This window comes from Providencia sp. PROV182, from assembly GCF_028480325.1.
GTDB classification, from domain to species: domain Bacteria; phylum Pseudomonadota; class Gammaproteobacteria; order Enterobacterales; family Enterobacteriaceae; genus Providencia; species Providencia hangzhouensis.
The window spans coordinates 1-13658 of the sequence record NZ_JAMPOL010000022.1; the positions used below are offsets into that span (position 1 = coordinate 1).

Below are 13658 nucleotides of genomic sequence, written 5' to 3' on the forward strand. Positions count from 1 at the left end.
TGCCTATACGGCAGTGAACAAGTAATACCGCACCAGAAGATAAGGATTGCTTTTCTAAGCTGCCTATACGGCAGTGAACAAGTAATACCGCACCAGAAGATAAGGATTGCTTTTCTAAGCTGCCTATACGGCAGTGAACTGAGCGTAAAACTATCAAGTTATGTATGGGATTTTCTAAGCTGCCTATACGGCAGTGAACATAAACGGGCGTCTTAATAATTGGTATTGCGCTTTCTAAGCTGCCTATACGGCAGTGAACGCAAACAAAATTTACCCCTAAAGGTATTCAATTTTCTAAGCTGCCTATACGGCAGTGAACAAGTCGCTGATGAAACTCTGAAGCATTTACCATTTCTAAGCTGCCTATACGGCAGTGAACAAGCTAGTGAAGAACCAGCAATGTTTCTCAATTTTCTAAGCTGCCTATACGGCAGTGAACGTATACCAGCGATTCAAAAATGGTCACTTTATTTTCTAAGCTGCCTATACGGCAGTGAACGAAAAAGGCCGCACTAGGCGACCTCTTGAAATTTTCTAAGCTGCCTATACGGCAGTGAACAGGTGAAATAAGCCATTCATGCAGATGTAATGTTTCTAAGCTGCCTATACGGCAGTGAACAGAACGTGCAAAAGCACCTGTGCCTACGTTGTTTTCTAAGCTGCCTATACGGCAGTGAACGGAATAACTACGTCAAAAGGAATTTAACAAATTTTCTAAGCTGCCTATACGGCAGTGAACAAAATATGGAAGACCAGATGGTAGGGCTGCGATTTCTAAGCTGCCTATACGGCAGTGAACAGATCATTGTTAACGTCGGCACACTCGTTGCATTTCTAAGCTGCCTATACGGCAGTGAACAGTGAATCATGCGAGCCATTGCTATGCGAACTTTTCTAAGCTGCCTATACGGCAGTGAACATTTTGTTTGCGTGTAAGCGTGACCATTGTGATTTCTAAGCTGCCTATACGGCAGTGAACAAATTGGCGCGGAGTGTTTGCGCGGCCTTAATTTTCTAAGCTGCCTATACGGCAGTGAACTCTTGCGGATAAATTCAGTTAATGAATGGGTTTTTCTAAGCTGCCTATACGGCAGTGAACAATATGGTTGCATTGTTCGCTTCTCACGCTCATTTCTAAGCTGCCTATACGGCAGTGAACGAACTTTTGTAGGCTTATCACGCCCTTCAACATTTCTAAGCTGCCTATACGGCAGTGAACCTGACGGCGGCTATGTTTCAGGGCGTGGTACATTTCTAAGCTGCCTATACGGCAGTGAACACCGCCGTCGATCAGTTTCCACGCTTTAAAACTTTCTAAGCTGCCTATACGGCAGTGAACAACCAGTTATATAAACATTGGGAATGGTCTAATTTCTAAGCTGCCTATACGGCAGTGAACCTTCATCGGTAAAACTCACATGATCCCCGACTTTTCTAAGCTGCCTATACGGCAGTGAACGAGTCAGATTTATAACGCTAAACAAACCGAGTTTTCTAAGCTGCCTATACGGCAGTGAACAAGATTCACCGACTGTTCCAGTGCCCATAAATTTTCTAAGCTGCCTATACGGCAGTGAACAACTATCGCAGGTTTATCGATAGACATATTGATTTCTAAGCTGCCTATACGGCAGTGAACTTAAAAAACTATGGATCCGATTGGCTTCAAATTTTCTAAGCTGCCTATACGGCAGTGAACCACGACCTACTATTTCATCGTCTATTTTCTTATTTCTAAGCTGCCTATACGGCAGTGAACACTCTTTGAATGCATTTTTTGCGGTTATATATTTTCTAAGCTGCCTATACGGCAGTGAACAGAACAACTATTGTCCAAGACTCAACTACCATTTTCTAAGCTGCCTATACGGCAGTGAACTATATGATTTAGGCATCACCCCAGTTAACTATTTTCTAAGCTGCCTATACGGCAGTGAACTTTAACGGTATTGGCGAACCTGTTTTTTAAACTTTCTAAGCTGCCTATACGGCAGTGAACACTCATGATGATTTTTACGATTTTATGGGGGTTTTCTAAGCTGCCTATACGGCAGTGAACATACCAGCTCTATTATCAAACGGTGAGTATGTTTTCTAAGCTGCCTATACGGCAGTGAACAAGGTCCGTTTATGATATTCCTATTCATCCGTTTTCTAAGCTGCCTATACGGCAGTGAACTATAACAAAAATAGATTAAAACAAATAAAAACAACTGACTAGCTTTAAAATACAAAAAATACCTTTGTTTTTAGTGAATCCTATAACTAATTGTTAAATCAGCGGATTTTTAAAGAGCAAAAATAAAAGGTCAAATAAGGGTAAAACAAAAGCAAATTTATGCAATATAAAAAAGACACAATAATAAACTCAAATCCCCTTTTTGTGGTGACTAAAAACCCCCAAACAAAAAACCGCGCTTGAATGGCTCCAAAGCGCGGTGAGTAAAAAGAATATTAAATAATTAACGGCTGCCGAAAAGTGACATGCTGTTTAAGTCTTTAAAAATACTTTGTGAGGCTTCAAACATCGCTTTTTCTTTATAATAATCTGTGGTGGTGCCAGTCCAGTTAGTTTCTAACAACTCACTTTTGCGAGCCGCATTTTGAATCGAGCGCGTATCCGCTAAAAAATCTAATTTATCAATTTCTTGTAATTGTAAGCCTTGCTTAGCTTCAATATTAGAAATTTGATCTAATGCGGACTTGATGGCTCGGTTCGCTTCACCTAACTCAGCTTGCGCTTGGTCTAAATCTGCTTGTGGTGCGCCTTGCAATGGCTTTTTCAGTGATTCTATACCTGTGTTCAGCGCTTTAAAAATATTGACCACATTATTGCTATCGGTTTCAAACACTTGTGCGCCAGTGAAATAAGTCGTCATCTCACGGTCACTCGCCACATTCTGCATAATCGCTTTATCGCCACCGTGATACAACACATCACCGTTAGCATCAATTTCAAATGGCGGTTTATCTGATTTAAAACCTGCGAAAATATACCGACCATTTCCATCTGTCGAGTTACCTAACGCCACTAATTGTTCTTTCAAACCCGTGAGTTGCTCAGCCAAAGTATTACGGTCTTTATCGCTTAAAGCACCTTGGTTTGATGCCTGAATAATGGTGGTATCAATTTGCGTCGTCACATCTGTCATCTGAGTCAAAATACTCATCTGCAGCGTCATTCCTGTTTTGGCAAACCCACGACTAGCAACATACTGTTGATTTCGGTTCTCTGACTGGTTAATCCGCACCGCTTGCGAAGACGCTTGCGGGTCATCAGAAGGCTTGCTTACACGCTTACCAGAAGCTAATTGACTTCCTGCATCCATCCAACGCGCTTGCGCACTGTTTATGTCTTGTAAGCGTTGGTGATAAATCATATTGGTACTTAAACGCATCGCTAAGTCCTTATCCTATCGCTAATATTTAGAATGCACGCATTAATGCGTTAAATAAATCATCCACCGTTTTTAATACTTGCGCATTGGCATTGAAAAACTGTTGGATTTTCTGCATCTGAATACTTTCTTCATTCATATTCACGCCCGAGATAGCTTGTTCTTGCTCATAGAAGCTCTCGGTCATTTTGTTCTGTGTTTCAGAATCAATTTGCGCTTGTTTAGTTTTACTGCCCACATCATTAACTAACGTTGCATAGAAATCAGAGAACGTAGAACTACCATCAATCAATTTTTCGTCTTGCAGTTTAACCAGTTGTTTAATGTTTTCATTATCACCTGGGCCACTGTCTTTACTTCCAGCCGCCGCAAAATCGGATGCATTGCTGACCAAGGTCTGCATACCGTTGATTACACCACTTACTGGTTTTACCAAGAATGAGTCACCTTTTGACATACCAGTACTGTTGCTGATTTTGATCTCTAAACCATCAAACTTCAGTGTACCTGCCGTATTTGAATCCACAGGAACATTAATACCTTCTGGCAAACGTGTGACATTCCATTCATTGCCGTCAAAGCGCATTTCGTAGTTATTACCTGTGACTTTAGACACATCGCTATAACTGAGATCAAAGTCTGCTTTACCACTATTATGAGTGTTGCTAACAACAGAGCCTTTACCAATTTCAAAGAAGTCTTTACCGGTGTTGCCGTTGGCATCGTACCCCTTGCTGTGCACTTCATTGAATTTGGTCGCAAAAACCAATGCTAATTTATTGAGTTTTTGATAAGCCGGGTCCATAACTTCTTGACGAGAACGCAAGATACCACTGAGTTCCCCACCACGGAATGACTCATCAGGAATTTCCCGTGCTTGGCCATTCGCGCCCACAAAGCCAATGCTAAAACGGCTATCATCTTTAGAAGAAGGGACGGCTTCTAAGCGATTCGCTTTTTCACCCGTGACTAACGGTAAGCCATTAGCAAACGTCACGTTATAGTTACCGTTCTGTTCGATAACTTTGACACCAACTAATGAGTTAACTTCATTAACTAGACGGTCACGCACATCTAATAAATCGTTAGGTTCAGAACCACTCACAGAACGGATCCGCGAAATTTGCTGGTTTAAACCCGCAATTTTTTCAGCGTAAATATTGATATCTTTCACTTTATTTTCTATCTGGTGATTAATATCCCGTTCCATTTCCTGCAAACGACGATCCGCTTCTTTAAACTGGCCTAATAATGCATTTGAGTTTCCTAAGAAAACGTCAATCAAGGTTTTGTCACTTGCATCGCTGGAGGCAGCGTCTAACGCGGTGAAGAAGCTACCGATATTACTTGAAATATCTTCAATATCATTAGTAAGCAAATCATCAACTTTATTGCAGTTCTTAACGTATGCCTCATAGTCACCGCTACGTGCGCGGGATTGGCTGTACTGCGCATTGATAAATTCATCAAACTCACGGCGAACATGGCTGAAATAAGTGCCGTTACCAAAATAGCCATTAGGTGTCATCGTACCGGGATTCTCCCCGAAAACAGCACTTTGGCGATGATAGTAACCCACACCTGCGTTAGCTAAGTTGTTAGAAATAACACTTAACCCGCCTTGTGCAGCGTTCACACCACTGAGCGCATTATTCATTACATTGTTCAGCATAAGCTTTTCCTGTTCTGGATGCTTATCGCCATCATTGGCTGACACAATGAGAGCGATAGCAACGCAAATTATTTAGTGCATATTTGGTTATCGGAAATTCAGCGTAATTATTTAGTCCAAACGCGCAATAATTCCGGATTTTTAGAAAATATCGTTTAAGTCTATGGTATATGCCTGAACCGCCCTTGATGCAGAGGTATTCGCCGCGGGTTGATGACCGCGTATCTGGTTAATCAAGGTGATTAGTTTGTCCGAATAGCCTGGGTCTGTGGCATACCCGGCTTGATGTAAACGGCGCGCAGCAATCTCTGGTGTCGGCGCTTTTTTGACGTCTTTGTAACGCGGGTTTTCCGTCAATAAATTGATATAATCGGCAATCGCCTCTTCATAAGAGCCATAAACGCGAAAATCATCCCGCATTTTGATGGTTTTTCCGTTGATCACTTCTGTTGTCATAATATTAATGACGGGCCCTTGCCAGTTTTTTCCCGCTTTTATACCAAACAGGTTATGGCTGGTTTTTCCATCTGATTTCAGAATTTCTCGCTGGCCCCAACCACTTTCTAATGCCGCTTGTGCCAATAGCAGAAAATGAGAAATACCACTGTTTTGGCTTGCCGCTTTTGCAGGTTCAATTAAACGGCTAATAAAATTATTGCTATTAAGCGATAACGCTTTGATTTTTTGGAATGGTGCCGATAATGCATCGCCCATTGGTGCAAAGTGGCGCATCATTTGTTCCATATTAAATGGCGGTAATGATTGCACTGTTTTTTCATCTAATGGCAGCAGGCTATTGGATGTGAGCCCACTTGACGTGTGTTGGTCTCGTGTAAGTTGCTGGTACATCATTTCCCCAAAACCTAAACCTTTTTGCGACAGGTCCTGGGCGATTTGTTGGTCATACATACTGGTGAGCATGCGTGTTTGGTCGCTGGAAAATAAGCCATCTTGTGGGAGTGCGTCACGCATACTTTTTAGCATCAATTGAACGAATGTTGCCTCAAGTTGCTGCGTGACATGGCGCAGCCCTTGCTCCGAATTCTTATTCAGTTCACCTTTTAACTGCCCCAGTGACTGTAAATCAAATGCGGCACCTTGCAATAGCTGCATGTCACTCATTAGATGATCTCCAGTTTTGCACGTAAACAACCCGCACTTTCCATCGCTTGCAGTATCGACATCAAGTCGTTTGGCGTTGCACCGAGTGTATTTAGGGCTTGAATAACTTGGTTTAATTGCACACTTGCGTTGACTTTTTGGAGTGCCCCACCCTGATCACGTACCCCAACATTCGTATTACGAGTGACTACGGTTTGCCCACCTGCAAATGGGGTGTCCGGTTGGCTCACTTGAGTTTGTCTTTCGACTGTGACCGCTAAACTGCCATGTGCAACAGCACAGCTGTCTAGTGTTACACTGCGGTTAATCACCACAGAACCGGTGCGTGAATTGAGGATCACTTTCGCTTCAGCCACTGGCGCACGTACATTAAGCTCCTGTACCCGTGCTAAAAAGCGCACTTGGTCGCGATTATTGGCAGGAACCAGTAATTGCACTGTCCGAGAATCTAACGCAGACGCCGTCCCCATACCGCCCATACGGTTAATTGCATCCGCAATATCTTGTGCCAATGTGAAGCTATCTTCGTTTAATTGCAGGTTAATTGCCCCGTTTTGCCCGAAACTGCTCGGTAATTCGCGTTCAATAGTTGCTCCACCGGTAATACGGCCGCCATTGAGTTGATTAACCTTAATACTACTGCCGCCGCCACTGGCTCCCGCACCACCCACTAAGATGTTACCTTGAGCCATCGCATAGATTTGTCCATCAACCCCTTTTAAGGGAGTCATCAACAACGTACCGCCACGTAAGCTTTTCGCGTTACCCATTGAGGAAACCACAATATCCACGGACTGCCCAGTACGCGCAAAAGGCGGCAATTTCGCGGTGACCATGACCGCCGCCACATTTTTTAATTGCATATTGGTACCCGGCGGCACCGTAATCCCCATTTGCGACAGCATGTTATTCAAACTTTGAGTGGTAAATGGAGTTTGCATGGTTTGGTCACCTGTCCCATCTAGGCCCACAACTAAACCATAGCCAATCAAGGCGTTATCTCGCACACCTTGAACGGTGGTTAAATCTTTAATACGCTCACTGTATGCTGAATAAGTGAAGCAAAAAAATAGTGATAGCAAAATTAATACTTTGTTTTTCATTGAATTATCTCGGCTGTTTTCTCGCTAATGTTTAATTAATAAGGCGAAACATTTAAGAAAAAGCGTTGTAGCCATCCCATGTTTTGCGATTCGTTAATATAGCCGTCACCCACATATTCAATGCGTGCATCAGCGACTTGTGTCGAACTCACATGATTGTCTGAACCGATAGTGCGCGGGTTAACCACCCCAGAGAAACGAATCGACTCAGTACCTTGGTTTATCGCGATGCGTTTCTCACCAACCACATGTAAATTACCGTTCGCCAATAATTGGTCGACTGTGACAGTGATGGTGCCTTTAAAGGTGTTGTTGGCATTGGCACCGCCTTTGCCGCTAAAGTCACTGTTACCTTTAATATCTAATTCTGTGTTTTTACCGCCAATCCACCCTTGCATGAAACCCGGTAATATCGCAGCTAAGAAACCTGTTTTCCCACTACGGTTGGCATTCGCTGAGGAGTTTTTGCTCGCACTCACGTTTTCTTGCAAGTTAATGGTTAAAATATCACCAACATTACGAGGGCGCCGGTCTTCAAATAATGGCTGATAGCCATAATAAGCAGGTTGAGCGCTTTGAAATATCGAGCCATTGGGTGCTGGTGCTGTCGGCGCTGTTGGGATTGCCGTGGTTTGTGTGTCCACTAATGGACGCGATTTGATTTGTGCACAACCGCTGGTAACTAAGACCAAAATGGCAAGTAACCCTGCCTGTTTAGGCGCTATGAAACGCGTTAGTAACGCTGCTTTTTGCTGTTGAGAAATCGTGCCGCTTTCAATCATCATGTTACTCTTTTGCTGCTGTGTACGTTTTATCATCACGAAGAGATCCCTCTCATTGATAACTCATCACTATCGCAATGAGTTATTTTTACGTATTTTTTACCAATTACAATTGCGTTAAGCGCTGTAACATTTGGTCAGAAGCGGATACCGCCTTACTGTTGATTTCATAAGCACGCTGAGTTTGGATCATGTTGACCAACTCCTCTGCCACATTGACGTTAGAGGTTTCTAACATGTTTTGATAAAGTAAACCGGCGCCATTGGTCCCCGGTGCGCTCTCATTTGGTGCGCCGGAACTTGCGGTTTCCATATACAGGTTTTCACCCATACTTTCCAAACCAGCATCATTAATGAAGGTGGTTAATGTAATTTGGCCAATTTGCTGTGGTTGGTTATCGCCATAGACGGTAATCGTCACGGTGCCATCGCGCGCAATCGACAAGCTGTTCGCGTTATCGGGGATCATAATCGCAGGAACGATTTGGTAACCACTTGAGGTCACTAACTGGCCATCTTGGTTTGGCTGCAATGCGCCATCACGGGTGTAAGCATCCGTACCATCAGGCATTTGCACATGTAAAAAACCTTGGCCTCGGATAGCGATATCGTTGGTATTTCCTGTTTTATTTAATGCGCCTTGCGCATGAATACGCATGGTGGCAACAGGGCGCGAACCCGTTCCCATTTGTAAGCCGGATGGTAATGAAGTTTGTTCTGAACTCATTGCGCCCGGCTGGCGAATATTTTGGTACATTAAATCTTCAAAAACAGCGCGTTGGCGTTTGAAACCATTAGTACTAACGTTGGCTAAGTTATTAGAAATAACATCAAGGTTAGTTTGTTGAGCATCAAGCCCTGTTTTAGCAATCCATAATGAGCGGATCATAATAATTCCTTACTGTATTTAGCTAACCGCGAGCAGTTGATTGGCGCGTTGTGCATTTTCATCAGCACTGCGGACAACTTTCATTTGCATTTCAAAGTGCCTTGCATTGGCAATCATCGAAACCATGGCTTCTGCGGCATTGACATTACTGCCTTCAATCACCCCCGCAGTGACAATGCCTCGTTCGCTTTGTGGCAAAGCATTGCCATTTGCCGCTTGCCCTTGTGGTGATAAATGAAACAAACCGTCTTCGCCACGGATCAAGTCTTGCGGCTGTGCTTCAACCACTTTCAAGCGCCCAATTTGCCCTAACATAGTCGGGGGGTCAGTCGCCAAAAGCGCAGTAACGGTACCGTCAGCGCCAATAGTTAACTCCGCATTTGGCGGAACGTTAATCGGCCCGCCATCACCTTGTAAGCGGCGCTCACCAATAACAAGCTCACCTTCACTAGACACTTGAATGTTACCATTACGGGTATAAGCTTCTGTGCCATCCGCTAATTCAACAGCCAAAAAATGCTTATCATTTAACGCAACATCGGTTTGCTTACCCGTATAATTGAGTGGCCCTTGGCTCATATCAGCGCCGGGAGTAGATGCCACCACCAGCGTTCTGGTTTGCTCGCTGTCACCATGTATCGGCACGGCACGCATTGCGGACAATTGCGCTTTAAAGCCTGCGGTTGACACATTGGCAATGTTATTTGAAACAATCGCTTGTTTTTCCAGCGCATGACGCGCTCCTCCCATCGCGGTATAAATGACGTGATCCATGGCCACCCTCTTGTTTTATCGTAAGTTAACCAGCGTCTGTAACATCTGATCTTGTGTCTTGATAGTTTGCGCGTTTGATTGGTAATTACGCTGCATCACAATCATGCTAATTAACTCTTGGCTCATATCCACGTTAGAAGACTCCAACGCACCGCTGGTTAATTTACCGAACTGACCGACACCCGGAACGCCGTCCATCGGGTTACCTGACGCATTAGAAGAGGCCCAAACGTTGCCACCTTGGGATACCAGACCATTTGGATTTGCGAAAGCAGATAATGCCACTTGACCAACCACACGTTTTTGTTGGTTAGAATAGTTAGCGGTAATTAAGCCGTTATCTTCAATTTTGAAGGTGGTGTATTCACCAGCTGGATAACCGTCAACATCAATTGCACTAACAGAAGACTCGCTGACCTTTTGTTGACGAGTCTTACTTAAATCAACGTTTAATATTCCATTATCAGCGCCATTTAACCCGTTATACGCGAAAGCAAATGTGGCTTTATCTGCGTCTTTTAACTTACCATTACCATCAAACTCTAGTTCACCCAGTTTTTTAGCTTCAGTTTCGTTAGCGTCTTTCGCATAAGCGGTCCATTTGTTATCTGACTCTTTAACAAAGTACACTGAAATTTCATGGGTATTACCTTGACTATCGAAAGCGGTCATTGTGGTGCTAAAGTTATACGTTGCTGAATCATCAGGCTTTGTGATGTCAAATTTCTTATCTTTAACTTTATCTTCAGAATTAAGGTTTATCGTCAGTTTCGCTAACTCAGATTTTTTCGCATCCATCATATCCGTTGGGATATTCAAGCCTTCAGGTACACCACCACTTTGGATGGTAACATTGCCTTTTTCATCAACACTCGCGGGGTAACCTGTGACTACCATCCCTTGGTTATTGACTAAATTACCGCTTTTATCGCGTAAGAATTGACCATCTCGGCTGTAATAAGTATCACCGTTTTGGTCTTGTACACGGAAAAAGCCATTTCCGGAGATGGCAACGTCTGTCGCTCTATCCGTACGCGTGATTGGACCATCTTTAAAATTTTGTGTCACCGCGGCCACATTAACGCCTAGGCCAACACCTGAACCTGCAAACATATCTGCAAATGAGGTCGTCGCCCCTTTAAAACCATTTGTTGCGGAGTTGGCAATATTATTACCAATTGAATCAAGCCCCGCTGAGGCTGCATTTAAGCCACTGACTGCTTGTGAAAAAGACATATTTTCTCCATGAGTATTGGGGGTAAATTAAGAAGATGGATAAACTTTGAAAATGCTGCTCAGCGGGACGCTTTGCCCAATGCCAACATCAAGTAATGGTGCGTCAGCTCCAGGAGTCACACCGTTAACACGGGTATACCCCAGTTTGGTCACTTCGATTTCAGCTCCTGAACTAACAGCTTTCACATCAAAGTAATATTTTCCTGTTGTATCGGTGACTAAGTTCCCGTTGTTATCACGGCCATCCCATGCCATATCATAGATATCGGGTTTAACTTCCGTATCATAGGTAATGGTTCGCACAACCATTCGGTTTTTATCGCGAATGGTAATTTCAACGTTGTCCGCCAATTTCGGCAAAAAGAAGCCAAACGGCGAGGAAATATATTCAGATTGCGGCTCTTCAGTGCCCTCTTCACCTTCAATGGCATCTTTGTTACTTAATCCAAACATTGAAGGGCTATTTGGGCTGATGCCTTCGTCTGGAAGCGGGTTTGATGGCTTAATCACATTGCTGTCTTCACCTGTGCTCGCTTTTTTGAGCGGCGCTAAGATGATTTCATTGCGCGGAATAAGCACACCTTTACCAACCAGCTGAGTGGCTTGCAATGACTGACCTGAACCAATTTGTTGGGAAATACCACTCACGCTGTCGCTGAGTTTATTCATACTTTCAAGTGTCGCTATTTGCGCCAATTGGCTGGTTAAATCCGTATTTTCCATTGGTTTTGTTGGGTCTTGGTTTTGCATTTGTGTGACAATCATTTTTAAAAAAGTGTCACGCATATCGTCACTTTGACTTTTCTTTGGCACATTACTCGCAGCTGGCTGAGGGCCAGCTGTCGTATTATCCAAAGAGTCGTACATTGTGGCTGCAACTCCCATGAAAATGCTCCCTTACTGGCCTATAGTCAGTGTCTTTTGCAACAATGTTTTTGCTGTATTCATCACTTCTAAGTTGGCTTGATAGCTACGAGAGGCTGAAATGGTGTTGATCATTTCGCCAACCATGTCGACATTTGGCATTTGCACATAGCCTTTTTCATCCGCTGACGGGTGACCAGGTTTATATTCCATACGCGGTGGTGTTGGGTCTTCTATCAACTCGCTCACACGCACGCCTCCCACTTCGTGACGCCCTTGTGGTGCCATTTGAAAAACAACTTGTTTTGCGCGATATGGTTGGCCATCTGGCCCCACGATACTTTCTGCGTTGGCCATATTGCTCGCACTGACATTCAAACGTTGAGATTGCGCAGTCAATGCCGATGCGGAGATATCAAAAATACTTAGTAAAGCCATGGCAATTACCCTTGCTGTAAGACAGCCAACATACTTTTGACGCGGCTATTGATAAATGTAAGGTCGGCCTGATATTTCAGGGTGTTATCTGCGAATTGGCTACGTTCAATGTCCATATCTACCGTATTACCATCCATTGAGGTTTGGTAAGGAACACGATATTTCAGGTCAATATTTGGCGCTTTGCCCCCTCGGCCTTCAATATGCCCTTTCGAAGTGACAGCAAGAGTCACACCTTTTCCCCCTACCACACCTTTATCCATGGCTTGTTGAAGTTGACGATTAAAGTCAATATCACGTGCTTGGTAGCCGGGTGTGTCGGCATTAGCAATGTTTGAAGCTAATACAGTCTGCCTTGCTTCGCGTATTGACAAAGCCTGTTGCTGGAAAGCAAACGTGGCGTTTAATTTATCAATCATAGTGGTCCTCAATGGAGATAACGCGATCCCTGAATTTGAACGTTCGCGAGTAAAAATTAAAATTCGACCCGCATATCTTAGCGGCCTACTAAAAAATCTAATGGCGGGATAAAGGCAAAATAATTGACCTATTTGGCTCATTCATTATTACGCAGCTGCGTAAACTGCAATTGTGAAAAAGTTTGCTTACTGGGGGGATAAAACGGGATGTATTACACTAAAAAATTGCCTTTATATATGGTAATCAGTTTGTTAGGTCTTACTCCAGCGCTTTCTCAAGCGTCATTACCCCAAGATATTAACCATTATTTTCGCCAAATTCATGGCAAGAAAACCCACGTTTCAATCGAAATCAAAACACCAATTGAACGTTGGCCTATTTGCGAGAAGCCACAAATCAACCCACCTATTGGCGGGCGTAATATGGGGAATGTGTCCCTTCCTGTGCAATGTGGTAAAAAAAAGCAATTTATTCAGCTAACAGTGAATGTGACAGGCCAGTATTACGTGGCAACACGCAATATAAATAGAGGGGAACCCATACAATTTGTTGATATCGGAACCAAAAAAGGCTTATTGCATAAACTCCCCGCAGGCGCAAGTACAGACAAAATTGCACTTCGCGGAGCAGTAGCCCTGCGTAATATTCCAGCAGGTCAAACATTCACAAAATCAATGACAAGGCAGCCTTGGGCAATAAAAGCAGGGCAAACTGTATTTGTATTCGCTAGTGGTGATAATTTTTCAGTGAAATACGAAGGAAGAGCAATAAATAATGCTACTGCCGGCCAAAATACCCGTGTACGATTGTTAAATGGGCAAGTTGTAAATGGGGAAGCGCTAGAAAATGGCAGCGTTCAAGTGGCATTAAAATAAAGCGCCCCCCGCTTGTACTCTAAATAATTCGAGTGGCAGCTAGGCAACAAGTGAAGAGAGGCCGATGAGCATACATAAGTATGTA

The 13658-nt window shown here is 43.6% G+C and carries 12 protein-coding genes and 1 CRISPR repeat array; of the genes, 1 reads left to right on the forward strand and 11 read right to left on the reverse strand.

Annotation, left to right across the window (positions count from 1 at the left end; genetic code table 11):
- The first annotated feature begins 51 nt into the window (after positions 1 to 51).
- Positions 52 to 2179: a CRISPR direct-repeat array (repeat unit 28 nt; unit sequence TTTCTAAGCTGCCTATACGGCAGTGAAC).
- Positions 2180 to 2462: 283 nt separating this feature from the next.
- The 11 genes from flgL to flgB all read right to left on the reverse strand — a co-directional run bounded on the left by flgL (position 2463) and on the right by flgB (position 12697).
- Positions 2463 to 3398: a flagellar hook-associated protein FlgL gene (gene flgL, locus PR834_RS16315; protein ID WP_272536786.1), complete on the reverse strand. Its 936-nt coding sequence runs from the start codon at positions 3396 to 3398 to the stop codon at positions 2463 to 2465.
- Positions 3399 to 3426: 28 nt separating this feature from the next.
- Complete coding sequence (flgK, locus tag PR834_RS16320) at positions 3427 to 5070, reverse strand: flagellar hook-associated protein FlgK (protein ID WP_094961176.1); 1644 nt, start codon at positions 5068 to 5070, stop codon at positions 3427 to 3429.
- A gap of 141 nt (positions 5071 to 5211) precedes the next feature.
- Positions 5212 to 6192, reverse strand: a complete 981-nt coding sequence (gene flgJ / locus PR834_RS16325) for a flagellar assembly peptidoglycan hydrolase FlgJ (protein ID WP_187710219.1) — start codon at positions 6190 to 6192, stop codon at positions 5212 to 5214.
- Entirely contained in the window at positions 6192 to 7295 is a 1104-nt protein-coding gene (locus PR834_RS16330) for a flagellar basal body P-ring protein FlgI (RefSeq protein WP_004255651.1), read from the reverse strand. Before PR834_RS16330 ends, flgJ begins: the two co-directional genes overlap by 1 nt.
- Positions 7296 to 7330: 35 nt before the next feature.
- Positions 7331 to 8113: a flagellar basal body L-ring protein FlgH gene (locus PR834_RS16335; protein WP_004255652.1), complete on the reverse strand. Its 783-nt coding sequence runs from the start codon at positions 8111 to 8113 to the stop codon at positions 7331 to 7333.
- Positions 8114 to 8183: 70 nt separating this feature from the next.
- Entirely contained in the window at positions 8184 to 8966 is a 783-nt protein-coding gene (flgG, locus tag PR834_RS16340; RefSeq protein WP_004255657.1) for a flagellar basal-body rod protein FlgG, read from the reverse strand.
- 18 nt (positions 8967 to 8984) lie between these two features.
- Complete coding sequence (locus tag PR834_RS16345; protein ID WP_272536787.1) at positions 8985 to 9740, reverse strand: flagellar basal body rod protein FlgF; 756 nt, start codon at positions 9738 to 9740, stop codon at positions 8985 to 8987.
- A 15-nt stretch (positions 9741 to 9755) separates the two neighbouring features.
- Positions 9756 to 10976: a flagellar hook protein FlgE gene (gene flgE / locus PR834_RS16350; RefSeq protein WP_094961173.1), complete on the reverse strand. Its 1221-nt coding sequence runs from the start codon at positions 10974 to 10976 to the stop codon at positions 9756 to 9758.
- A 27-nt stretch (positions 10977 to 11003) separates the two neighbouring features.
- Entirely contained in the window at positions 11004 to 11861 is an 858-nt protein-coding gene (locus tag PR834_RS16355; RefSeq protein WP_094961172.1) for a flagellar hook assembly protein FlgD, read from the reverse strand.
- 12 nt (positions 11862 to 11873) lie between these two features.
- Complete coding sequence (flgC, locus tag PR834_RS16360; protein ID WP_165879713.1) at positions 11874 to 12278, reverse strand: flagellar basal body rod protein FlgC; 405 nt, start codon at positions 12276 to 12278, stop codon at positions 11874 to 11876.
- A 5-nt stretch (positions 12279 to 12283) separates the two neighbouring features.
- Positions 12284 to 12697 carry a flagellar basal body rod protein FlgB gene (gene flgB, locus PR834_RS16365; protein WP_004255669.1) on the reverse strand — a complete coding sequence of 138 codons (414 nt, stop codon included), beginning with the start codon at positions 12695 to 12697 and terminating at the stop codon, positions 12284 to 12286.
- A gap of 237 nt (positions 12698 to 12934) precedes the next feature.
- Here flgB and flgA point away from each other — a divergent pair, with 237 nt between their 5' ends.
- Positions 12935 to 13573: a flagellar basal body P-ring formation chaperone FlgA gene (gene flgA, locus PR834_RS16370; RefSeq protein WP_004255676.1), complete on the forward strand. Its 639-nt coding sequence runs from the start codon at positions 12935 to 12937 to the stop codon at positions 13571 to 13573.
- Positions 13574 to 13658 lie beyond the last annotated feature (85 nt).